Source organism: Bradyrhizobium xenonodulans (genome assembly GCF_027594865.1).
GTDB lineage: Bacteria > Pseudomonadota > Alphaproteobacteria > Rhizobiales > Xanthobacteraceae > Bradyrhizobium > Bradyrhizobium xenonodulans.
This window is the reverse complement of record NZ_CP089391.1, coordinates 866,907-890,230: the sequence shown is the minus strand read 5'-3', so window position 1 is coordinate 890,230 and position 23,324 is coordinate 866,907. Positions and strand designations below refer to the sequence as shown.

The window sequence follows — 23,324 nt, the reverse complement described above, 5'->3', positions numbered from 1 at the left end:
TCCTGCTGCCAGATGACTGCCAGATTGCCCTCCCTGAACGGATTGCGGGCCTTTGAGGCCGCCGCGCGCCATCTCAGCTTCACGCTGGCCGCCTCCGAGCTGAACGTGACCCAGACCGCGATCAGCCATCAGATCCGGCGGCTCGAGGAGGAGCTGGGCATCCGCCTGTTCGTCCGGCAGAACCGCGCGCTGGCGCTGACGCCGGAAGCCCGCGACTATCTCCCGGGCGTCCGCGCCGCCTTCAACGACCTGCGCCTCGCCACCGACCGGCTGCTGCGCAAGGACGACGACAAGGTGCTGACGGTCTCGACGCTGGCATCGCTCGCGGCAAAATGGCTATTGCCACGGCTGACCGATTTCCAGGAGCAGCATCCCGGGATCGACGTCCGCATCACCACCTCGACCAGCCTCGTCGACTTCCAGCGCGACAATGTCGATGCTGCGATTCGCTATGGCCGCGGTCAATGGCCGGGCCTGCGCGCCGACTGGCTGATGGCGGACGAGCTGTTTCCGGTGTGCAGCCCGTCGCTGCTGCGCGGCGACAAGCCGCTGCGCCAGCCTGAGGATCTCAAGGGCTATCCGCTGCTGCACACCTCCAACGCCAACAGCGACGACTGGCGGCTATGGCTGACGGCGGCCGGCCTGCCGGCCGATATCGCGAGGCAACCCGGCATCACTTTCGACATGATCTTCATGACCATCCAGGCCGCCATCGACGGCATCGGCGTGGCGATGGGCCGGACCTCCTACGTCCGGGACGACATCGCCAAGGGCCGGCTGGTCGTGCCCTTCAAGATCGCGCTGCCGGCCGATGCCGGCTTCTACCTGGTCGCGCCGGAGGGCCGCCGGGAGGCGCCGAAGCTGGCGGCGTTCCGCGAATGGATGATCGCGGCAACGCAGAATAAAGCCTGAAAAATCATCGGCTTCCGCGGCAGAGTCGATTGACTTGCAGCGCCGCTCTCACCGTCCCACGAGCGGCAGGCACTCGGGCGCCGCCAAGGTCATGTGCGATAGCCCTGCCGCAAACGGGGCGAGGGAGCGCACCTCCGCTGGGCCGCAGCGCGATCTACAGCTCCACCACCACGTAATCGCTCTCGACCTTCACCGTGACAGTCTCGGCGACATACGGTCCCTTCACGACGCTCGCGCCCGGCTCAACATGGGCCGCATAAGCCTTCACGCGGAAGCGGCGGGGGTCGCAATAGGATTGGCCGGTGCGGATGTCGAACTCCCAGCCGTGCCAGGGGCAGCGGATGATCTCACCCAACTTGGTGTATTCGATCTCGCCGGGGTCTTTGGATTGCGCGAGGCCAATCAGCGGCCCCTCGCACAGGGCCGCGCCCTGATGCGGGCAGCGGTTCATCAGGCCGAAATATTCGCCCTTGATGTTGAAGACCGCGATCGGCCGTCCCTCGATCTCCAGGAATTTTCGCGTGCCCGGAGGAAGTTCATCGACGGGCGCAATCACGTGACGCGCCATCAAGTCATTCCATAGAGCTTACGCGCGTTGCCGAGATAAAACGCCTCGCGATTATCCTCGCTGACACCCGCGGGCAGCACGCGTGACGGCTCGTCATAATCCCAATGCGGATAGTCGGTCGCGAACAGGAGGCGATCCCAACCGATCCATTTGATGACGTCGAACAGATCCTCACGCCTTTCAGGATCTTCCATCGGCTGCGTGGTCCACCATACCTGCTCGCGGATATATTCCGACGGCGGCCGTTTCACATGCGGCACCTCGCTACGCAGTCGCTGCCAGACCTTGTCCAGACGCCACGCCAATGACGGCGCCCAGCCGAAGCCGGCCTCGATCATCACCATCTTCAGCTTCGGGAAGCGCTCGAACACGCCCTCCAGCACGAGGCTTGCGAGGGCCGATTGCTGACATTGCGAGTGGCCCACCATCTCCTCGATGTAATAGGACGGCCAGCCCGATGGCGTGATCGGGTTGCCGCCGAAGCCGAAGGCGTGGACGCCGACGGGCAGGCCCGCCTCTTCCGCGGCCTGATAGATCGGCCAATAGCGGCGCTGCCCGAGCGGCTCCACATTACGGCTGAGCAGCAGAACCTGCACGAAATTCTTGTCGCCGGCGCGCTCGCGGATTTCGGCGGCGGCCGACAGCCCATCTTCATTGCCGACGACGATCGACGCCTTCAGCCGCTTGTCCTTGCTGGTCCATTTGTCAATCTGCCAGTCGTTGATCGCCGAGCACAGCGCGGCCGAGAGTTCGTGATTGCGGATGCCCTGGCCGGTGTTGAGCGGATTGAGCACACCGAGCTGCACATTGTTGGGATCGAGCAGCTGCTTCTGCATGAAGGACAGCGAGGAGCCCTGCGGTCCGCCTTCCGGCGGATAGGCATCGCGGCGCGAGGCATTGGGCTGCGCCTTCGGATAGGGCGGGCCTTCCATCATGCCCTGATAGGCATGCACGCCGTAGACTTCGAGATGATGTTGCCAGCGTTTGGCGAGATAGGGATAGAGCTCGGTGCGCGTGGCGCGTGCCGGATGGATGTCGCAGTCCGCGATCGCGGTCTTCGTCGTCGGGGTGGAAGCGGCCTCTGGGCTTTCGCGAAACTGGATATTCATCGCCTTGCCTCCTTTGGCAGCGGGCTCACGTCAGGCGGGGATAGGTTGCATGCGGATTATCGATCATGATCTTGCGCACGAGATCGGGGGACAGACCTTCGGGCAGCGCGTCCTGGTCGTCGAACTGCCAGTGCGGATAGTCCGTAGAGAATAGGACCAATTCGTCCGACTGCATATGATCAAACAGGCGAATTAATGTCTCAGGTTCCGGCGGCGCATCAAATGGCTGTAACGAGAAGCGGATGTTGCTGCGCACAATCTCCAGCGGCGCGCGATCGACCCAGGGCGTCTCCATCCGTACGCCGCGCCAGAATTTGTGAAGCCGCCAGAGATAGGGCGAGATCCAGGAGACGCCTGACTCCAGCATCACCATTTTCAACCGCGGATATTTCGCGAACACACCCTCGACGATCAGGCTGGTGAGCTGGGTCTGGAACGCCTGGGCCTGCCCGACATAGTCCTCGATGTGGTAGGAACCCCAGCCCACTGCTGTCGGCGGATTGTGATAGGCGGAACCGGCGTGGATGCCGACCGGCAGTTCCAATCGTTCCGCGGCCTCGTAGATTGGCCATAGCGCGCGCTTGCCGAGCGGCGTGTCGCCCATCACCAGCATCAGCACCTGCACGAAGCGCTGGTCCTGCGCGCAGCGCTCGATCTCGGCAACGGCCTTCTCGATGCTTTGCGTCGGGATCACGATTGAGCCGCGCAGCCGCCGATCACGATCGAGCCATTCCTTTGCGAGCCAGTCGTTCAGCGCGCGGCAGAAGGCGGCCTGCAAATCTTCCGAAAACACCATCTGCACGCCGTAGAGCGGATTGCAGATGGCGTAGCCGAGCTGGAAGGGATCGAGCACATGGCGCTGCATGTCCTCCAGACTTTCGCCCGGCTTGCCGGTCTCGGGACGCCAGTCAGGGCGCGCCACGATCGGCGAATTCTGCGGATAGGATTGCGAGAGGAGGTCGACCATGCCGCGCGTCGTCACCTGATCGCGCCAATAGTCGTTCAGGTAAGGCAGCAGGCTGGTCAGATGCGGCACGGCCGGATGCACGTCGCAATCGACGGCGCCGGCGATCAGGGACGCCATGACGTCTCCTTCACGTTTCCTCGTATCGTCTTGGGCAGCACTTCGCGGCTGCCCTCTTGTGTCCGCCATTCAAGCAGGCCTGCCCTCCGCCCGCAACTCAGCCAAGGCTGCTGTCATATGCTAGGAAGGCTGAGCTCGGTTGCGAAGGAACGAGGGGTTAAGGGATGAAAGAGCTTGTCGGCGTCGCGGAACAGGTCGCAGCCAAACTGATCGCGCGCAAACAGACCATTGCGGTGGCGGAATCCTCGACCGGCGGCCTGATCTCGGCCAGCCTGCTCGCGGTGCCCGGCGCCTCCGCCTATTTCCTCGGCGGCGCCGTGGTCTACACCCGCGATGCCAGGCGCGTGCTGATGGATATTTCGGACGAAGGAATGAAGGGTTTTCGTTCGTCGTCGGAGCCTTACGCAAAGCTCCTCGCCGAACAGATGCGCAGCCGCTTCAGCTCCGACTGGGGCCTGTCGGAGACCGGTGCAGCCGGTCCGACCGGCAACCGCTACGGCGATGCCGCCGGCCATAGCTGCATGGCGGTCGCTGGACCCGCGACGGAGGTGATGACACTGGAGACGGGTGGCAATGACCGGCTTGCGAACATGCAGGTGTTCGCGGTGACAGCGATGAAGTTGTTGCTGAGGAAGCTGGAGGGGTGACGCTGGCGCGCGACTCAAGTGAGCCGGGACAGCCTCGCCACCAACACTGCTGTCATCGCCCGGCTTGACCGGGCGATCCAGGGCGGATTCAACCGCTCGTCGCAACACCCTGTGTATCGTTCACTTGTAGCAATTGGTCGAGAGTTTCGGCCGGTGTTTTCCAGCCGAGGGTTTTCCTGGGCCTGGTGTTGAGTGCGAGAGCCACGGCCTCGAGATCACCAGAGTTGTGCAGGCTAAGATCGGTCCCTTTTGGAAAGTACTGGCGCAGCAACCCATTTGTGTTCTCGTTGGTGCCGCGCTGCCATGGGCTATGAGGGTCACAGAAGTAGACCTGCAGGCCTGCATCGATCCTCAGGCGTGCATGCTGAGCCAGTTCAGCTCCTTGATCCCAGGTCAGCGATCGACGCAGCTGTTCGGGCATGCTGACGATTGCGCGGGTGATGGCGTCGCGCACTGCCTCAGCGCCATGTCCGGCGAGTGCAGGTCCGTTCTTCACGCGAGCTTCCTGTTCATGGCCTGTGATACGCGGCAGATGCAGCAGAATGGTAAAGCGGGTCGTGCGCTCCACCAAGGTGCCGATCGCGGAACTTCCAAGACCCATAATGAGATCACCTTCCCAGTGGCCCGGCACAGCTCGATCGGCGGCTTCCGCCGGACGTTGACTGATCATGATCTCGGAAGGAATGAAGCTTCTGCCTTTGCGGACGCGCGCCCTCGGCATCCGCAACACCCGCCCGGTGCGCAAGCAGGCCGTCAGTTCGCGGCGCAAAGCTCCTCGACCCTGCACATAAAGTGCCTGATAGATCGCCTCGTGACTGATGCGCATCGTCTCATCCTCGGGAAAGTCCAGCCGAAGTCGCCGAGAAATCTGTTCCGGGCTCCATGCCCTGGCCCAGCGCCGGTTTTGCCGATGCACAGCCCGGCGTCCCTTCCACACGACCTTCGGGCCAGCCAGGAGCTCCCCGTCCGGCTTGGCGATCATACCGGCAAGCCTGTCCTGCACGTAATCCCGCAGGGGCGGATTGATCGCCAACTTCGCCGGCTTGGGCCGTCGGGCGGATCGATCAGCGTGCCATTGTGCCGTGGTTGCTCGGTACTGTGGGGCGCCGTGGCGGCGCGCCACATTACGACGGAGTTCACGAGAGATCGTGCAGGGAGCTCGATCAAGCTGACGAGCGATGGCTCGCACCCCATGACCCTGCACACGCAAGATGGCGATCTCCTCGCGCTCGGCGAACGAGAGATAGCGCTCCGATGGAAGCCTTGACGACGGTGACAAATGTGTTGGCGGCATGCCGCCCGCCCTCCGGAACCAGCGCACTCCAACCGAAGGCGATACCCCGGCCTCAACCGCAGCATCTTCGCTCGATCGCCCCGAGGCAATCGCAGCCCAGAACCGTCTACAATCCTCTCGTCGGGCCTCTTGAGGACGACTTGCTCGCGCACGGCTCTCCATCGCAACCTCCTTGTTCAGGGTGTTGCGACGAGCGGTTGAATCCGCCCAGTACTCCGAAACGGTCGTGATTGAATCGATGGGCCGCGGGGTACTGGATGCCCCGGACAAGCCGGGGCATGACAGCGGAGAGTGGAGCGACAGCTACCTTCCCAGATGCCGCATGAAAATCCGCACCACATAGCCCTTGAATCGCGGCGACTCGTCGTAGAGGTCCGACGCGATCCGTTCAATGGTCTCGCGCAGCGACAGGAATTGCGCCTGGCGCGCGCTGCTTTCGGTGCCCTGCATGCCCGCGAGCTCGTCCATCGCGGCATCGCTGATCTGGCACTGCACGACGTCGTCCGCGCTCATCATCGTGAAGCGGAAGGCAAGCCGTTCGAGATCATGACCAATGATCTTGTCGCGCATCAGCGGCATTGAAAACAGTCCGGTCGGCCCCCGCGCCGACAATGATGAAAATTCTTCGGCTTGTCAGCCGCAAAGAGGTGCTGCGTCCTACTGGAACGCGACTTCGGCGAAACTGCGGAGCTTTCGCGAATGCAGCCGCTCCGATTCCTGCTGCTTGAGCCGCTCCAGCGCCTTCAGGCCGATCTCGAGATGCTGGCCGACGCGGCGGCGGTAGAATTCGCTGGCCATGCCCGCGAGCTTGATCTCGCCGTGCAGCGGCTTGTCCGAGACGCATAGCAGCGTGCCGTAGGGGACGCGGAAGCGGTAGCCGTTGGCGGCGATCGCGGCCGATTCCATGTCCAGCGCGACCGCGCGCGATTGCGACAGGCGGCGGATCACCTCAGGCCCCGAGATCTCCCAGTTGCGGTTGTCGACGCTGGCGACGGTGCCGGTGCGCATCAGGCGCTTGAGCTCGAAGCCTTCGAGGCCGGTGACGTCCTCGACCGCCTGTTCGAGCGCGACCTGCATCTCGGCCAGCGCCGGGATCGGCACCCACAGCGGCAGCTCGCGGTCGAGCACATGATCCTCGCGTACGTAACCATGCGCGAGCACGTAGTCGCCGAGCCGCTGCGTGTTGCGCAGGCCCGCGCAATGGCCGAGCATCAGCCAGGCATGCGGGCGCAGCACCGCGACATGGTCGGTGACGTTGCGCGCGTTGGACGGGCCGGTGCCGATATTGATCAGCGTGATGCCGCGATAGCCAGGCATGACCAGATGAAAGGCCGGCATCTGCGGCGTACGCATGGGCGCATCCCCGCTGGTGGCACCGCCGCTGCGCATAATGACATTGCCGGGCGCGACGAAAGCGTCGAGACCGGCCTCGCCGGACTGAAGCCGCTGCTGGCAGGCTTGCGCGAAGGCGTCGACATAGAACTGGTAGTTGGTGAAAATGACAAAGTTCTGGAAATGCTCCGGGTCGGTGCCGGTGTAGTGATAGAGCCGGCGCAGCGAGTAATCGACACGGGCGGCCCGGAACAGCGACAGCGGCTCGGGTGCGCCCGGTTGCAGCTCGAAGGTCCCATCCGCAATCGAATCGTCCATCGTTGCGAGATCAGGCACGTCGAAGGCATCGCGCAGCGAGCGCGCGACAGGGGAATTTTCGCTGGTGGTGATCGCCGCCTCGATGTTGATGTCGCGGCGATAGGCGAAGTGGATCGGGATCGGCTCGGCGGATTCACCGATCTCGACGGGGACACCGTGGTTCTGGATCAACAATCCGATCTGCTCAGTGAGATAGGCGCGGAACAGGTCCGGCCGCGTCACGCTGGTCTCGTGCACGCCGGGGCCGGCGACGAAGCCGTAGGCGAGACGCGAATCCAGCCGGGCATGCGTCGCGGTGGTGACACGCACGAACGGATAATAGGCCCGCACCCGCGTCGTGACCGCTTCGCCGCCAACATAGGCCTCGAACCGGTCGCGCAGGAACTTCGTGTTGCGCTCGTAGATCTCCTCGAGACGGGCAACGGCGAGGGACGCATCGGCGAAGGATTCGGTGGCGATGGTGGGTGGAGATTGCATTGTTCGACCGCCGGGGTTGCTGGGGCTTGAATCGAACTATAGCAAAGAAGGAGGAGCCGTAGGGTGGGCAAAGCGAAGCGTGCCCACCATCCTGTTCGTTCTGCGAAGAATGGTGGGCACGGCGCTTTCGCGCCTTTGCCCACCCTACGAGACCGAAGCTGTGGCGCGCGTCACTTCTCCCTGAACGCCCGCATCAGTTGATCGTGCAGCGGCTTCATCAGGTAGGACAGCATCGTGCGGTCGCCGGTCTGGACGAAGGCTTCCGCCGGCATGCCGGGGATCAGCTTGGAATCGCCGAGCCGGGCAACCTCTTCTGCGGGCATCGAGACGCGGATGGTGTAATAGCTCTGGCCGGTGCGCTGGTCGGTGGTGACGTCGGGCGAGACCCGGGTGACGAGGCCGTTGAGCTCGGGCGTGGTGCGCTGGTTGAAGGCGGACAGGCGCAGCAGCGTCTTCTGGCCGATCTGGAGCTTGTCGATATCGACCGGATTCACCTTGGCCTCGACCTGGAGGTCGTCGGCCTGCGGCACGATCAGCATGATGGCGTCGCCGGCGGTGACGACGCCGCCGACGGTGTGCACCGTCGATTGCAGCACCATGCCGTCCTGCGGCGCACGGATGTCGACGCGACGGAGCTGGTCTTCGGCGGCGACCTTGCGCTCGATCATTTCGCCGATCTTGTCGTTGGTCTCGCGCAGATCCTTGGAGACCTCGCTCACCATGTCCTTGTCGACCTGGATGATCTGGAGCTCGGTCTCGGTGATCTTGCCCTTGGCCTGCGCCCGCGATGCGATGTACTGCGCGCGTTCGCCGTTGAGGCGGGCGCTGTCGCGCTCGAGCTGGGTCAGGCGCGATATCTGGACCAGACGCTTGTCGTAGAGGTCGCGGACACCCGTGAGCTCGTTCTGGATCAGCCCGATCTCCTTGTCCTTGGCTCTCTCCTGCGCGGACAGGCCCTCGATTTCCTCGTTGAGCTGAAGCACGCGTTCGCGGAGCTGCGCCTTCTGGCCGGCGCGGCCGTTGACGCGAACGTCGAACAACTTGGTCTCGGCGGCGAGCAGCGCCTTGACATCAGGGTCATTGCCGCGATCGAGCAGGGCTTGCGGAAACTCAATCCTGTCGAGACCGCGCTGCTCGGCCTGGAGCCGGGCCGTGCGCGCCTGCGCCGCATCGAGATTCTTGGTGACGATGGCGAGGTTCGCCTTGGTGACGGTGTCGTCGAGCCGCACCACGATGTCGCCGGCCTTGACCACGTCGCCGTCGTGGGCGCGCAGCTCGCCGACCACGCCGCCGGTCGGGTGCTGCACCTTCTTGACGTTGGACTCGACCACGATCTGGCCCGGCGCGATCAGCGCGCCCGAGATCAGCACGGTCGACGACCAGCCGCCGAGACCGACGACCAGGACCAGCACGATCCCGAGCCCGAGCATCAGGTGAAACTGGATTGACTGCCGCACGGTTTTCTTTGCGGCAGGCTTCGTGCCGCCAATGGCCATCGTGCTCATGCCTTGGCTCCGCCTTCACTGACGATCTTGATCGGGGCCGGCGGCGTCACGCGCGGCTGAAGCACCTGGGCAAGCACCTGCTCCTTCGGTCCGAAGGCCTGCATGCGGCCATCGCGCAGCACCAGGATCTGATCGACCGCCTCGACGCCGATGGGACGGTGCGCCACCACGATGACGATGGCGCCGCGCTCGCGTGCCGCACGGATGGCGCGGGTCAGCGCCTCGTCGCCCTCGGTGTCGAGATTGGAATTGGGCTCGTCGAGCACGATCAGGAACGGATTGCCGTAGAGCGCACGCGCCAGCGCCACGCGCTGCGCCTGGCCTGCGGAGAGCGCGGTGCCCTGCTCGCCGACCTGCGTGTTGTAGCCCTCGCGCATCTTGATGATCAGCTCGTGCACGCCGGCCTCCTTGGCCGCGGTGATGATGCCGTCAGACGTCGCCTCGGGATCGAAGCGGCTGATGTTCTGCGCAATGGTGCCGCCGAACAGCTCGACGTCCTGCGGCAGATAGCCGATGTGGCGGCCGAGCATGTCGCTCGACCATTGGTCGAGCGCGGCGCCGTCGAGCCGCACCTTGCCGCGCACCGGATGCCAGACACCGACCAGCGCGCGGATCAGCGAGGATTTGCCGGATCCGCTCGGCCCGATCACGCCGAGGCCGTTGCCGGCAGTGAGCGCGAAGGTGACATCCTGCACGATGAGGCGCTGGTCGCCCGGCGGCACCATGGCGATGCCTTCGACAGACAGGCGGCTGGTTGGCGCCTGCAACTGGGTCGGCATCGTCTGCGCCGGCATCTGCTCCAGCAGACGGGTGAGGCGCTGCCAGCTCTGACGTGCGGCGACGAAGGATTTCCAGTGCGCGATGGCCAGATCGACCGGCGCCAGCGCGCGGGCGGAGAGGATCGAACCGGCGATGATGATGCCGGCGGTCGCCTCCTGGTGGATGACGAGATAGGCGCCGACGGCGAGCACGGCCGATTGCAGCATCATGCGCAGCACTTTTGCGACCGCGCCGAGGCCGCCGGCGACGTCGCTCGCACGCTGGTTGCCGTCGAGATATCTTTCGTTGGCCTCGCTCCAGCGCGCGTTCATCCGGCCGGTCATGCCCATCGACACCATGACTTCGGCGTTGCGGCGGCTGGACGCCGCGAGATCGTTGCGCTGGGCGGCAAGGCCCATCGCCTCCTTCGCCGGCTGGCGGGACATGAATTCGGTGACGATCGTCAGCCCGACCAGGATGACGGCGCCGACCAGGGCGGTCACGCCGATCATGACGTGGAAGGCGAAGCAGATGGCGAGATAGAGTGGCAGCCAGGGCAGATCGAAGAATGCGCTCGGCCCCATGCCGCCGAGGAAGGAGCGGACATTGTCGAGGTCGCGCAGCGGCTGGAGCCCCTCGTTGCGGCTGCCCACCAGGAGCGGCAGGCGCACCACGGTGTCGAACACGCGCTTGTTGAGGGCTTCGTCCAGCGCGGTGCCGATCCGCCCGAGGATCCGGTTGCGGATCATGTCGAGGACGCCCTGCGCCATATAGAGGAAGCCGGCGAGAATGATCAGGCCGACCAGGGTCGGAATGCTGCGGCTCGGCAGCACCCGGTCGTAGACCTCCAGCATGAAGATCGACCCGGTCAGATAGAGCAGGTTGATCATGCAGCTCATCAAGCCGACGCCGACGAACGCCGTGCGACAAGCACGCAGGGCGTCACCGAGCTCTGAACGGCGGACGCCAGGTACGGCTGCCATCAGTCTGATCTCTTTCGGGTAAGGGGCAATGCCCCTGATTTCATAGACAGTTCAGGGGTACGCGACCCGGATTAACATCGTGTTCCCCGCGACGAGCGCGGCCGAATTAATCCAGATCCCTGACGGGCCACATCACCCCCTGACGGCCCCGTGCGCAAGTCCGGTATTTCACAGTCTTTGCGGCTTTTTATAGCAGACATCGCGGCCTCTCCCCAGCCGGGGAGAGGCGAAAAGTTCCAATCGGGCGAAGCCGGCCGCTACAGCCGGCCGCCACCGCGTACCAGGCGGACCACCAGGAGCAGGATGACCGCGCCGATGGCGGAGTAGATGATCTCGGACACGAGCCCGGTGCCGAGACGGATGCCGAGTTTCGGAAACAAAAGGCTCGCCACCAGCGCGCCGGCGATGCCGATCACGATGTCGCCGATGATGCCGAACCCGGCGCCCCGGACGATCTTGCCCGCCAGCCAGCCGGCAACCAAGCCGACGAACAGGATGACAAGCAGGCCTTCGTTGGAAATGTACATAAGTGGGGTCCCTCTTCCGTGAATGCCCCGCATGGAACGGGAACCGGGATGAATGAGGTGTGAATGCTGTTCCCGCCCACCCGGTTGGGCCTGCGAAAACAAAAATGTCGAAAACAACCCCATGCACAGTAGAGCCGGTCTTCGCCGCGTGCGCCCGGTGAACGGTGACAAGTCGGTGTTGTCGTGGAGGAATTCCGGATCGAGGCGCGCGCGGCTATCAGGCCTCCCGCGTGCGGGAAAAGGGAGCGCACCGACTACGGTGCCACCACCGGCTCGGCCAGCACGCACCGCGCCGCCCGGCCCGGCCCGACCTCCACATTGGCAGGCAATTGCTCGAGGCAACGCGGCTCGGCGAGCTTGCAGCGGGGGGCGAAGGAGCAGTTGTGGGGCTTCTCGGACAGCGACGGCGGGGTACCGGGGATGGTCTCGAGGCGCTGCCCCCGTTTGGCGCCGTGAATGGTGGAGGCCAGCAGGCCCTTGGCGTAAGGGTGGACCGGGGAGCGGACGATGTCGCGCAGCGTACCCTGCTCCACGACCTGGCCGGCATACATCACCGCGACGCGGTCGCAGATCTCGATCGCAACACCAATGTCGTGGGTAACGAAGATGACGGACATGCCGAACTCGCGCTGCAATTCGCGGAGCAGCAGCAGGATCTGGATCTGCACGGTGGCATCGAGCGCGGTGGTCGGCTCGTCCGCCAGCAGGATCTTTGGCCGGCAGGCGAGTGCGAGCGCGATCATCGCGCGCTGGCGCATGCCGCCCGACATCTCGTGCGGATAGGCATCCAGTCGGCGCTTGGCCGATGGAATACGCACGACCTCGAGCATGTCGAGCGCCCTCGCCCGCCCTTCCGCATAAGACTTGCCTTCGTGGCGCACGACGCTTTCGGCGATCTGCGCACCGATGGTGTAGACCGGATCGAGCGCGAGCGCCGGCTCCTGGAAGATCATCGAGACGGTCTGGCCGCGAAATGACGACAGCTCCTCGTCGTTCATCGCGAGCACGTCACGGCCCATCACGTTGACCTTGCCCGTGATCTGCGTGCGCTTCTTCGGCAACAGCCGCATCAGCGCACGCAACGTCACGCTTTTTCCCGAACCGGACTCGCCGAGCAGGCCCAGCACCTCGCCGTCACCAAGCGAGAGATTGAGGTCGTTCACGGCATAGACCGTGCGCTCCCCGGTGAAGCGGATGTTGAGGCCTGATATCTCGACGAGCTTTGTCATGACGGCAGCTTCGGCAATCGATCGTGATAGTCGGTGGCGCGCTGGAAGGCGGCGCCGATGGTGAGCAGGGTCGCTTCATCGAAGCAGCGGCCGATCAGCTGCATGCCGACCGGCAGGCCGCTCTTGGTGAAGCCGGAGGGCACCGTGAGCGACGGCAGGCCGAGAAAATTCACCGGGCGGGTGAACAGCGTCAGCCGCTGCACCATTGCCGGTGCGTTCGGGCCGCCGCCGACATCGCTCTCCTCGATGGTCGGCGCCGGCATCGGCGAGGCCGGCGCAATCACCGCATCGACGCCTGTGGTCGCCGCATTGTGTGCGGCAAGTGCCGGGCCACGCCAGCGCATCGCCTCGAGATACGTAATGGCGGGCACGGCGAGCCCGTTCTGAAGCCGCATCAGGACCTGCGCGCCATAATCCTGCGGACGCTCGATCATCCAGCGCTTGTGGAAGGCGGCGGCTTCCGCCGCGAGCACGAGCTGACTCGCCGAATTCAATTGCCGCTGGTCCGGCAGCTCGACCTTGACGATGTCGGCACCCTCGCGCTTGAGCACCGCGATGGTCTCGTCCAGCACGCGCGCGACCTCGCTGTCGAGATCGTCGACATAGAAGGACGCGGGCACGCCGATCCTCAGGCCCTTCAACGAGCCCTTGGTCGCGCCGACATAGTCCGACAGCGGCTCCTGGCTGCAGGTCGAATCCGCAGGGTCCGCGCCGGCCATCAGCGCAAGCAGCAGCGCGCAATCCTCGGCAGTGCGGGCGAGCGGGCCGACGGTGTCGAGCGATTGCGACAGCGGCATTGCGCCGGCGCGGCTGACGCGGCCGACGGTGGTTTTCAATCCCGTGACGCCGCAGAAATGCGCGGGCATTCGGATCGAACCGCCGGTATCCGAGCCGAGCGCCGCATAGGTCAGGCGCGCCGCAACCGCCGAGCCGGAGCCGGACGAAGAGCCACCGGTGATGTGCGCGACGTTCCAGGGATTTCGCACCGGCCCGTAATGGGCGTTGTGGCCGGTCGGGCCATAGGCGAATTCGGCAAGGTGAAGCGTGCCGAGCCGGACCTGACCGGCATCCTTCAGGCGCTGCAAGGCGGTGGACGTCGTGGTCGCGACGAAATCGCGGCGGATCAGCGAGCCACAGGTCGCGACGTGGCCCGCGTCGTAATACATGTCCTTGTGTGCGAGCGGCACGCCATGCAAGGGACCGCGGACATTGCCCTTGGCGAGCTCGGCGTCGGCGGCTTCGGCCGCCTTTAGCGCGGCCTCTGCTTCAATCGACATGAAGGCGTTGAGATGCGGCTGCCACTGAGCAATGCGATGCAGCAATGACCGCGTCACCTCATGCGAGGAGACCTGCTTCATCGCGATCGCACGCGCGACCTCGGTAAGCGTCATCAATGCAGGCTCAAGGCTCATTTCGACACCTTCTGCGTCTGCGCGATCGGATAGAGCGCGGGCTCGAGGTCGAACGGCAGCGTGCCGGCGATGGCGGCAAAGCCTTCGAAGGCGGGTCCGATCGAATTGGAGATGCGCGTCGCGATCTCGTCATCCACGGGGACGCCGGCGATCTGCGCCATGGGCTTGATCTCTTTCGGTGTCGGTCTCGTCATGCGGTCTTCTCCCTGGGCGCGCGGCTGTGGCCTGAACCCGGTATCGCCATGTAGCACGCGGCCTCGTGGCCCATCTTATCGAGCGCGGTGAGCTTTGGTGTCGCATTTGCGCAGAGCGGCTCCGCAAACGGGCAACGGGTGTGGAAGCGACAGCCCGAGGGCGGGTCGATCGGATTGGGCGGATCGCCCGTGATCGGCGGCGTCTCGGTGCGGTTGTCGGGATCGGACGACGGCATCGCCGCCAGCAGCGCGCGCGTATAGGGATGCGCAGGCCTGTCCCAGACCTGGTCGACCGGGCCGAGCTCGACGACTTCGCCGAGATACATCACCAGCACGCGATCCGAGATGTAGCGCACCACGTTGAGGTCGTGGCTGATGAAGAGATAGGTCAGGCCGAACTCGCGCTTGAGATCGGCAAGCAAATTGAGCACCTGCGCCTCGACGGATTTGTCGAGCGCAGAGACGGCCTCGTCCAGGATCACCAGCCGCGGCGACAGCGCCAGGGCGCGGGCGATATTGACACGCTGGCGCTGGCCGCCGGAGATCTCGTGCGGATAGCGGTTGGCGAAGTTTTCGGGGCGCAGGCCGACCTTGCCGAGCAGCTCACGCGCGAGCGCCCGCGCGGTGCCATCGGCCATGCCATGCACCTTGGGGCCGAACGCGATCGATTCCTCGATGGTCAGGCGCGGATTGAGTGAGGCGTAGGAGTCCTGGAACACCATCTGCATGCCGCGGCGCAGCTCACGCAGCGACAGGGACTGCCCGACGGTCATGCCGTCATAAATGATATCGCCGGTGTCGCGCGGCATCAGATGCATCAGCAGCCGCGCGGTGGTGGACTTGCCGCAGCCGGATTCGCCGACAATGCCGACGGTCTCGCCCTTGGCGACGGCGAAGGAGACGTTGTCGACGGCGCGCACGGTGCGCTTGGCGGCGAACAGCCCGCCGCGAACGGGGAAATGTTTTGTGAGGCCGTTGACCTGGAGCAGCGGCTGCGCGACGCCGCCGACGTCCTCGACGGGCTCCAGCATTTCAACGGATGCGTTGCTCTCGCTCATGGCCTAGTTCCTGATGTCCATGGCGCTGCGCAGGCCGTCCGAGAGCAGGTTGAAGCAGATCGAGACCGCGAAGATCATCGCACCCGGCAATGCCGCGACCCAGGGATTGACGTAGATCGCGGTGCGCAAGGTGTTCAGCATCAGGCCCCATTCCGGCTCCGGCGGCTTGGTGCCGAGGCCGAGGAAGGAGAGGCCCGCCGCCAGGATCATGGAGACCGAGATGAGACTGGTGGCATAGACGAAGATCGCACCCAGCACGTTGCCGAGGATGTGCACGCGCATGATGGTGAAGGGCCCCGCGCCGGAGGCGCGCGCGGCCTCGACAAAGTCCATGTTGCGCACGCCGGTGGTGACGCTCTCGGCGACGCGGGTGATCTGCGGCACGAACACGACCGTCAACGACACGATGGAATTGAGGATGCCGGCCCCGAGCGCTCCGGAAATCGCGATCGCGAGCAGCACGGAAGGGAAGGCATAGAACACATCGATCGTGCGCATGATCGCGGTGTTGAGCTTGCCGCCGACATAGCCGGCAACGAGACCGAGCGAAGTGCCGATGCCGAAGGCGAGGATCACGGGCAAAATGCCGATCACCAGCGACAGCCGCCCGCCATAGATCAGCCGCGCCAGCATGTCGCGGCCGAGCTCGTCGGTGCCGAGCGGATAGCCGACGGTACCGATGTGGCGCAGGCGGCGGATCATCGAGCCTTTATACGGGTCTTCGAGTCCGAGCCACGGCGCGAGGACCGCGGACAGGAAGATCAAGAGCAGCACCAGCGCGCAGGCCATGCTGACCTTGTCGCGGGCGATGCGCCGGCCGACGGTCGCCCAATAGCCGCGCGCCTTGGTGGCGGGCGCGGCCTGCAGCGCGGCATCGGCGGTGGCGGACAACGGAAGCTCGCTCATCGGCTAGCCCCGCTTGATGCGCGGGTCGATCGCCGCTTGCGCGATGTCGACCAGCAGGTTGAGGAAGACGAAGAACAGGGCCAGGATCAGGATGGTGCCCTGGAGCAGCGGCAGGTCGCGCTGGAAGATCGCGGAGTTGAGCAGGAAGCCCGAGCCCGGCCAGGAGAACACGGTCTCGATCAGGATCGAGCCGCCCAGCATGTAGCCGAGCTGAAGCCCCATCACCGCGAGCGCAGTGGGTGCAGCGTTCTTGATGACATGGCGAAACACGCCGGTTTCATGCAGGCCTTTTGCGCGCAGCGCTTCGACAAAGTCCTGGCTGAGGATGTCGCCGGTCAGCGCACGCACGGTGCGGGTGACGATGCCCATCGGGATCACCGAGGTCGTGATCGCCGGCAGCACGAGATATTTCAGATGCGCCCAGTCCCAGGCCCAGGAGTTGGAGCCGTTGGGACCGGCGCCGACCGCGGGCAGCCAGTTGAGCTGCACCGAGAAGATGATGACGAGCACCATGCCGAGCCAGTAATGCGGCACGGAGACGCCGGCGATGGCAAAGGAGGTCGCGACCTTGTCGATCCAGGTCTCGCGGAAATAGCCGGCGATCAGGCCGAGCAGGATGCCCATGGTGAAGCCGATGATGGCGGCGGCAATCGCCAGCGTGACGGTGTTGCTGACCGCGCGCATGACCTCGGCCAGCACGGGGCGTCCGGTGGCGATGGAATTGCCGAGATCGCCGTGCAGCGCGCGCAGCAGCCACAGCCCGAACTGCACCGGCAACGGGCGGTCAAAACCATAGGCGACGCGGAGCTGCGCCGCGAGCTCCTGCGAGGCATCTGCGGGGAGCACCGCGACGAGCGGATCGCCCGGCGTAATGTGCACGAGCAGAAAGCACACCAGCGCCACGCTGATGACGATCGGGATGACATAGGCGATGCGTCTGGCGATATAGGCGAGCACGTTGTTTCTTTTCTTCCCTTCTCCCCTTGTGGGAGAAGGTGGCGCGAAGCGCCGGATGGGGGGTTGTTTCCGTGGAGATTATTGCATCGATGGAGGGGTCCGCACCCGCGGAGAGATACCCCTCACCCGGCTTCGCTATTGCGAAGCCACCCTCTCCCACAGGGGGAGAGGGTGCACCGACTTCGTTGCGATAGACTACTTCATCGACACCAGCGAGAAGTCGATGAACCAGCTCTTCGGCTGCACCACGCCTGTCACCTTCGGGCTGATGGCGCGGGGACCGACGTCGTGGGCCACGTAGAGAAAGGCGGCGTCGTCGACGGAAGCCGCGTGCAGCTCGGCGAGCGCGGCGTCACGCGCGGCGGGATCGAAGGTCTGGCGTGCCTTCTTCACCAGTTCGTCGAACTTGGGATTATTGATGAAGCCCCAATTGTTCGAGACCGGCGGCGCCATGCTCGATTGCAGGAAGCGCACCAGCGCGAAGAACGGGTCCATCGCCGCATAGGTGACGTTGGTCGCGTTCGAGCCGTTCGCAGAGGGATCCTTGGCGCCGCGGCGCCAATTGGTGAACAGCGTGTTCCATTCGATGACATCGAGCTTCACATCGAAATAGCATTCGGCGAGCGCCTGCTGCAGATACTCGTTCATCGGAAGCGGCTGCATCTGGCCCGAGCCGGAGGCCGAGGTCTGAATCTTCACCTCGAGCTTTTTGCTGGGACCGAAGCCGGCTTCCTGCATCAGCTTCTGCGCGGCCGCCTTGTCGTACTTGATCTCGAAGGTCGGCTTGCCGCGCCAGGGATGGCCAGGCTCAAAGGTGCCGGACGCCGGCACCATCAGGCCGGCGAGCAGGCCGTCCTTGAGGCCTTCGCGATCGACGCAGAGATTGGCGGCCTTGCGCACGCGGATATCGTTCCAGGGCGAGCCTTCCACGCGCGAGAATTGCCACGGCCAGACATGCGGCTGCTCATTGGCGTAGAGCTTGAAACCGCGCTGCTTCAGCTCAGGCAGCGCGTCGGGCGCCGGTGCCTCGACCCAATCGACCTGCCCTGACAGCAACGCCGCGGTGCGCGCGTTCGCTTCCGGCATCGGCAGGAGCACCATCTTGTCGACCTTGGGCACGCGATCCTTATTCCAGTAGTTCGCGTTCTTCACCAGCTCGAGACGTTCGCGCGGCGTGAAGCCCGCCATCTTCCACGGACCGGTGCCCGCGGCGTCCTTGGCAAAGGCGGTCCACGCCGCCTGCGACTTGGCCTTGGCGTCGGCGCCTTCCGCCTTGTCATAGAAATGCTGCCACTTCGCCGGACTCGCCATGAAGAGGTTGGTGAGATTGATCGGCAGGAAGCTGTCGGGCTCCTTGGTGGTGAGCTCGACTGTCATGTCGTCGATCTTCTTGGCCGAGGCCAGCGTCGGCATGCGCGAGGCGGTAACGCCGACCTGGCTGGCGTCGAATTGCGGCGCGTCCTGCTTCAACACCTTCTCGACGTTCCACACCACGGCGTCGGCATTGAACGGCGAGCCGTCATGGAAGGTGACGCCGGGGCGCAGCTTGAAGGTCCATTTGGTCTTGTCGGCATCGTCGACCTTCCACTCGGTGGCAAGGCCGGGGATCACCACGCTCGCCTTGTCGGCGGAGGACAGGTCCCAACCGGTCAGCGCGTCATACATGGTGAGGCCGGTGAAGCGGTTGCCCTCAAAACCCTGATCGGGCTGGCCCAGCGTGCGCGGAATGTCGGCAGCGGTCATGCCGATGCGCAGCACGGTGTCGGCGCTGGCGACGCGCGGCCAGGCGGCCACGCTGCCTAGCGCCAGCAACGCGATCAGCGCGGCCCGTGTTTTGTTGTTCTTGATAAGCATCGCCTCGATCCTTCTTCGGCTTCCGATGATTAATTTTGATGCAATCGTATGCAATGGCTGTGCCAGTGGGGAAACTTATTCTGCAAATTGCCCCTGCGACGACAAGTCCTTGTGATCGCGCGAGGGCAAGGCCGCCGCGCTGCCTATTCTGGCATCAAGCTTGCAAGTTTGGCCCCGAAATCCCCTGGGAGCTTTGGGCCATGCGTATTCGTCTGTCGATCTGTCTCGCCGTGCTTGCGCTGGCGTTGTCCGCAATCTCGGCACGCGCTGAAACGGTGGTGCGCTACGGCATCTCGATGGCGGACATTCCGCTGACGACCGGCCAGCCCGATCGCGGTGCCGGCGCGTATCAGTTCACCGCCTACACGATCTACGATCCGCTCGTCGCCTGGGAGATGGACGTCGCCGACCGGCCGGGCAAGCTGGTGCCGGGCCTCGCCACGGAATGGAAGGTCGACGATGCCGACAAGACAAAGTGGCGCTTCACACTGCGCAAGGACGTGAAGTTTCACGACGGCAGCGCGTTCAACGCCGATGCGGTGATCTGGAATCTGGACAAGGTGCTCAACGACAAGGCGCCGCAGTTCGACAAGCGGCAGAGCGCGCAGGTGAAGACCCGCCTGCCCTCGGTCGCCAGCTACGCCAAGATCGATGATTTCACGGTGGAGATCACCACCAAGACGGTGGACTCGTTCTTCCCCTATCAGATGCTGTGGTTCCTGGTCTCCAGCCCGGCGCAATACGAAAAGCTCGGCAAGGATTGGGACAAGTTCGCCAGCCAGCCCTCTGGCACCGGACCGTTCAAACTGACAAAACTGGTGCCGCGCGAGCTGGCCGAGCTGACCAAGAACCCTGATTACTGGAACAAGAAGCGCATTCCCAAGGCCGACAAGATCGTGCTGGTGCCGATGCCGGAAGCGCTGACGCGCACCAACGCGCTGCTCGCCGGACAAGTCGACCTGATCGAGACGCCGGCACCGGATGCGGTGCCGCAGCTCAAGGCGGCGGGGATGAAGCTCGTCGACAACGTCACGCCGCATGTCTGGAATTATCATCTCAGCGTGCTGCCGGGCTCGCCCTGGACCGACATCCGCCTGCGCAAGGCGCTCAACCTCGCGATCGACCGCGAGGCGGTGGTCGGCCTGATGAACGGGCTAGCAAAACCCGCAAAGGGTCAGGTCGATCCATCGAGCCCGTGGTTCGGCAAGCCCAGCTTCGAGCTGAAATACGATCTGGCTGCCGCGAAGAAGCTGGTCGAGGAAGCCGGCTATTCAAAAGCAAAACCGCTGAAGGCCACCTTCATCATCGCGCAGGGCGGCACCGGCCAGATGCTGTCGCTGCCGATGAACGAGTTCCTGCAGCAGAGCTTCAAGGAGATCGGCATCGACATCGACTTCAAGGTCGTCGAGCTCGAGACACTCTATACGCATTGGCGCAAGGGCGCGGCCGACGAGATCAACGCCGGCATCACCGCCAACAACATCGCCTATGTCACCTCCGACCCGCTCTACGCCATCGTCCGCTTCTTCCATTCCGGCCAGATCGCGCCGGTCGGCGTCAACTGGGGCGGCTACAAGAACCCCGAGGTGGACGCGTTGATCGACAAGGCCAAGCAGACGTTCGACAGCGCCAAGCAGGACGAGTTGCTGGCGCAGGCACATACGCTGATCGTCGACGACGCTACGCTGGTCTGGGTCGTCCACGACACCAACCCGCATGCCCTGTCGCCGAAGGTGAAACAGTTCGTGCAGGCGCAGCACTGGTTCCAGGATCTGACGACGATCGGGATGGAGTGAGGGTTCACGCGCAGCTGTCGTAGGGTGGGCAAAGCGAAGCGTGCCCACCACCTTCAGCCGCCGCGAAAGACCGTGGGCACGGCGCTATGCGCCTTTGCCCACCCTACGAGAGCGGTGACGCGGGCAACTACTTCGTCAGCAGCGCATACGCCCCGGTCCAGCCCTCTGCCGGCGGATTGAGCTGGAAATCCTTGATGCGCACCTCGTACAGCTTGAACAGCTTTTCCAGCGTGTCGGCGTCCTCGCTGCGACGGCCGCGCTCGATCGCGTCCAGCGCGCCCTGCCAGTCGCGGCCGCGGTAGCAGCCGAGCATCTCGATGGTGATGTTACGCAGGCGCTGGAAGGCGCCCGAATGCATCACGTCCTCGCGGCCGGCGATGGCGTAGATCACCTCCGGCTCGGTCTTGCCCTTGACCATGATGAAGTCGAGCTCGAGGATCGCGAACTTATCCTTGGCGGCGAGCGCGGTCCTGGATCCGACGATGATGGGAAAGCCGTATTCCTTCGACTGGCCTTCGAGACGCGAGGCGAGGTTCACGCTGTCGCCGAGCACCGAATAGTTCTTCTTCAGGTCCGAGCCCATGTTGCCGACCACGCCGATGCCGGTGTTGAGGCCGATGCCGACATTGAGCGGGATATAGACGTGGCCGCCGTCGGCGGCTTCCTGCTCGCGCTCCTTGTTGACCGCGTCGATCTGCTCCAGCATCTGGATCGCGGCCTCGCAGGCGTTGATCTCGTGCTCGGCATCGTCGAGCGGCGCGTTCCAGAACGCCATGATGGCGTCGCCCATGTATTTGTCGATATAGCCCTTTCGCTCGATGATTACGTCGGTCAGCGGCGTCAGGAAGCGGTTCATCAGCGCGATCAGGCCTTGCGGATCGTGCTTGTAGGTCTCCGAGATGGTGGTGAAGCCGCGCACGTCGGAGAACATGATCGTCATCTCGCGCTCCTCGCCGCCGAGCACGAGCTTTTCCGGCGACTGCGCGAGCTGCTCGACCAGCACCGGTGACATGTATTGCGCGAATTGCCCGCGGATCTGCACACGCTGCCGCTGCTCGCGTACGAAGCTCGCGAAGATCAGCGTCAGATAGACCGCGGTGGTCGACAGCAGCGGATAGGTGAAGTCGATCAGATAGCGGTACTGCGCGTAAAAGAACCAGGACACGCCGACCAGGATCGCTGCGAACATCGCACCCGCGAGCACCAGCCGCACCGGCCCGAGATTCGGCGTGAAGACGATCACCAGAAGTCCGATGACGAGCGCGGCAAGCAATTCGACGCCGAGCGCGTAGTTCGGCTGGGAGATCACCGCGCCGCTCAGCACGCTCTCCAGCACCTGGGCGTGGATCTCGACGCCCGGCATGGTTCGCGATACCGGCGTGGTCTTGATGTCGTTCAGCCCGGCGGCGGACGTGCCGATCAGCACCAGCTTGCCGTTGATCTTGCTCGGCGACACGGTGTTGTCGAGCACGTCGGCCGCCGAGACGTAGATCGAGGGGTCATGACGGGCATAGTGCACCCAGAACTGGCCGTTCTTGTCGGTCGGAATCTCAACGCCCTTGAGGCGCACGGCCCGCACGCCGGACTTGTCGGTCCGCACCAGCAGCGTTGGCGTGCCCGTGACGACGCGCAGGATCTCGAGACTGAGCGAGGGCATGATGTTGCCCTGGGCGCGCATCACCATCGGCACGCGGCGGATCAGGCCGTCGCGCTCGGTCCTGATGGTGAACAGGCCGCGGCCGGCCGCGACCTTCTCGATGACGGGCACGTTGCGCAAGAGGCCGGGAAATTCGAACAAGAAGCGTTCCGCGCGATCCTCGCCGACCGTCGCGACACCGGTGAACGGAAGCGACTTGTCGAGTTCGGTCAGGATGTCGGGCAGGCCGGTCTCGCCCAGCACCACGCGCGATCGCTTGATCGCTTCGGACAGGATCTGGTCGTTGGTCGGCAGCTCGCGCAGCTTGGCGCGGGTGGCATCATCGAGATAACGCATCTGGCCCGCGACCAGATCCGGGTTGAGCCGGTCGGGCTCCGAGAACACCACGTCGAAGCCGATCGCCACCGCGCCGTTACTGGTGAGGTTCTGGATCAAATCCGCGATCCGCGTCCGCGGCCACGGCCACTGGCCGAGCGTGGCCAGGCTCTTGTCGTCGATGTCGACGATGGTGACCGGCCGCGCCGCCTTGTGGCGCGGATCGATCAATTGGAACATGTCGAAGGTGCGCAGCCGCAATTCCTGGATCGGCGGCGGATCCCACAGCCGGGCGCCGGCAAACAGGACCAGCAGCGCAAGGCACATCAGCCCCGCAATGCCGAGCTTCCGCGCAAACCACCGCCGCAGGATCTTGAGACGTTTCATGCTGGCTGGATATCACGCTTTTGCGGCAAACGGCAGCGCGGATC

At 64.6% G+C, this 23,324-nt stretch carries 20 protein-coding genes; 3 read left to right on the top strand and 17 right to left on the bottom strand.

The window, feature by feature from the left end; genetic code table 11:
- The first annotated feature begins 12 nt into the window (after positions 1 to 12).
- A complete protein-coding gene (locus tag I3J27_RS04175; protein WP_270165588.1) occupies positions 13 to 912 on the top strand; it encodes a transcriptional regulator GcvA in 900 nt (299 codons plus the stop codon).
- Positions 913 to 1,066: 154 nt separating this feature from the next.
- Here the strand turns inward: I3J27_RS04175 and I3J27_RS04170 are convergent, their stop codons facing one another.
- Genes I3J27_RS04170 through I3J27_RS04160 form a run of 3 tightly spaced genes read right to left on the bottom strand, consistent with a single transcriptional unit; the run spans position 1,067 to position 3,673 of the window.
- Entirely contained in the window at positions 1,067 to 1,480 is a 414-nt protein-coding gene (locus tag I3J27_RS04170) for a Rieske (2Fe-2S) protein (RefSeq protein WP_270165586.1), read from the bottom strand.
- Positions 1,480 to 2,589 carry an amidohydrolase family protein gene (locus I3J27_RS04165; RefSeq protein ID WP_270165584.1) on the bottom strand — a complete coding sequence of 370 codons (1,110 nt, stop codon included), beginning with the start codon at positions 2,587 to 2,589 and terminating at the stop codon, positions 1,480 to 1,482. The genes I3J27_RS04170 and I3J27_RS04165 overlap by 1 nt, the downstream gene beginning before the upstream one ends.
- Before the next feature lie 25 nt (positions 2,590 to 2,614).
- Complete coding sequence (locus I3J27_RS04160) at positions 2,615 to 3,673, bottom strand: amidohydrolase family protein (RefSeq protein WP_270165582.1); 1,059 nt, start codon at positions 3,671 to 3,673, stop codon at positions 2,615 to 2,617.
- A 164-nt stretch (positions 3,674 to 3,837) separates the two neighbouring features.
- On the opposite strand from I3J27_RS04160, the gene I3J27_RS04155 reads away from it, so the two are divergent.
- A complete protein-coding gene (locus I3J27_RS04155; protein WP_270165580.1) occupies positions 3,838 to 4,320 on the top strand; it encodes a CinA family protein in 483 nt (160 codons plus the stop codon).
- Between the two features lie 88 nt (positions 4,321 to 4,408).
- On the opposite strand, the gene I3J27_RS04150 is transcribed toward I3J27_RS04155, so the two are convergent.
- The 13 genes from I3J27_RS04150 to I3J27_RS04090 all read right to left on the bottom strand — a co-directional run bounded on the left by I3J27_RS04150 (position 4,409) and on the right by I3J27_RS04090 (position 19,125).
- A complete protein-coding gene (locus I3J27_RS04150; protein WP_270160737.1) occupies positions 4,409 to 5,776 on the bottom strand; it encodes an IS30 family transposase in 1,368 nt (455 codons plus the stop codon).
- A 141-nt stretch (positions 5,777 to 5,917) separates the two neighbouring features.
- Positions 5,918 to 6,193, bottom strand: coding sequence for a DUF1488 family protein (locus I3J27_RS04145; RefSeq protein ID WP_270165578.1), 276 nt, complete (start codon positions 6,191 to 6,193; stop codon positions 5,918 to 5,920).
- A gap of 78 nt (positions 6,194 to 6,271) precedes the next feature.
- Complete coding sequence (locus tag I3J27_RS04140) at positions 6,272 to 7,741, bottom strand: AMP nucleosidase (RefSeq protein WP_270165576.1); 1,470 nt, start codon at positions 7,739 to 7,741, stop codon at positions 6,272 to 6,274.
- A gap of 170 nt (positions 7,742 to 7,911) precedes the next feature.
- The gene (locus I3J27_RS04135; protein ID WP_270165574.1) at positions 7,912 to 9,246 is read right to left on the bottom strand and encodes an HlyD family type I secretion periplasmic adaptor subunit; all 1,335 of its coding nucleotides are present in this window, start codon (positions 9,244 to 9,246) and stop codon (positions 7,912 to 7,914) included.
- Entirely contained in the window at positions 9,243 to 10,988 is a 1,746-nt protein-coding gene (locus I3J27_RS04130; protein ID WP_270165572.1) for a type I secretion system permease/ATPase, read from the bottom strand. The genes I3J27_RS04135 and I3J27_RS04130 overlap by 4 nt, the downstream gene beginning before the upstream one ends.
- Before the next feature lie 257 nt (positions 10,989 to 11,245).
- Positions 11,246 to 11,515 (bottom strand): GlsB/YeaQ/YmgE family stress response membrane protein, encoded by a 270-nt coding sequence (locus I3J27_RS04125; protein ID WP_270165570.1) that lies wholly within the window; start codon positions 11,513 to 11,515, stop codon positions 11,246 to 11,248.
- A 254-nt stretch (positions 11,516 to 11,769) separates the two neighbouring features.
- The gene (locus I3J27_RS04120) at positions 11,770 to 12,744 is read right to left on the bottom strand and encodes an ABC transporter ATP-binding protein (protein ID WP_270165568.1); all 975 of its coding nucleotides are present in this window, start codon (positions 12,742 to 12,744) and stop codon (positions 11,770 to 11,772) included.
- Entirely contained in the window at positions 12,741 to 14,156 is a 1,416-nt protein-coding gene (locus I3J27_RS04115) for an amidase (protein ID WP_270165566.1), read from the bottom strand. Before I3J27_RS04115 ends, I3J27_RS04120 begins: the two co-directional genes overlap by 4 nt.
- Complete coding sequence (locus I3J27_RS04110) at positions 14,153 to 14,350, bottom strand: hypothetical protein (RefSeq protein ID WP_091890669.1); 198 nt, start codon at positions 14,348 to 14,350, stop codon at positions 14,153 to 14,155. The genes I3J27_RS04115 and I3J27_RS04110 overlap by 4 nt, the downstream gene beginning before the upstream one ends.
- Positions 14,347 to 15,408 (bottom strand): ABC transporter ATP-binding protein, encoded by a 1,062-nt coding sequence (locus I3J27_RS04105; protein WP_270165561.1) that lies wholly within the window; start codon positions 15,406 to 15,408, stop codon positions 14,347 to 14,349. The genes I3J27_RS04110 and I3J27_RS04105 overlap by 4 nt, the downstream gene beginning before the upstream one ends.
- 3 nt (positions 15,409 to 15,411) lie before the next feature.
- Complete coding sequence (locus I3J27_RS04100) at positions 15,412 to 16,314, bottom strand: ABC transporter permease (RefSeq protein ID WP_270165559.1); 903 nt, start codon at positions 16,312 to 16,314, stop codon at positions 15,412 to 15,414.
- 3 nt (positions 16,315 to 16,317) lie between these two features.
- A complete protein-coding gene (locus I3J27_RS04095; protein WP_270165557.1) occupies positions 16,318 to 17,271 on the bottom strand; it encodes an ABC transporter permease in 954 nt (317 codons plus the stop codon).
- 195 nt (positions 17,272 to 17,466) lie between these two features.
- Positions 17,467 to 19,125 (bottom strand): ABC transporter substrate-binding protein, encoded by a 1,659-nt coding sequence (locus tag I3J27_RS04090; RefSeq protein WP_270165555.1) that lies wholly within the window; start codon positions 19,123 to 19,125, stop codon positions 17,467 to 17,469.
- Positions 19,126 to 19,325: 200 nt separating this feature from the next.
- On the opposite strand from I3J27_RS04090, the gene I3J27_RS04085 reads away from it, so the two are divergent.
- Positions 19,326 to 20,921 carry an ABC transporter substrate-binding protein gene (locus I3J27_RS04085; protein ID WP_270165553.1) on the top strand — a complete coding sequence of 532 codons (1,596 nt, stop codon included), beginning with the start codon at positions 19,326 to 19,328 and terminating at the stop codon, positions 20,919 to 20,921.
- A gap of 127 nt (positions 20,922 to 21,048) precedes the next feature.
- Here I3J27_RS04085 and I3J27_RS04080 read toward each other — a convergent pair whose 3' ends face one another.
- Positions 21,049 to 23,280 carry a CHASE2 domain-containing protein gene (locus I3J27_RS04080; RefSeq protein ID WP_270165551.1) on the bottom strand — a complete coding sequence of 744 codons (2,232 nt, stop codon included), beginning with the start codon at positions 23,278 to 23,280 and terminating at the stop codon, positions 21,049 to 21,051.
- Positions 23,281 to 23,324: the final 44 nt, after the last annotated feature.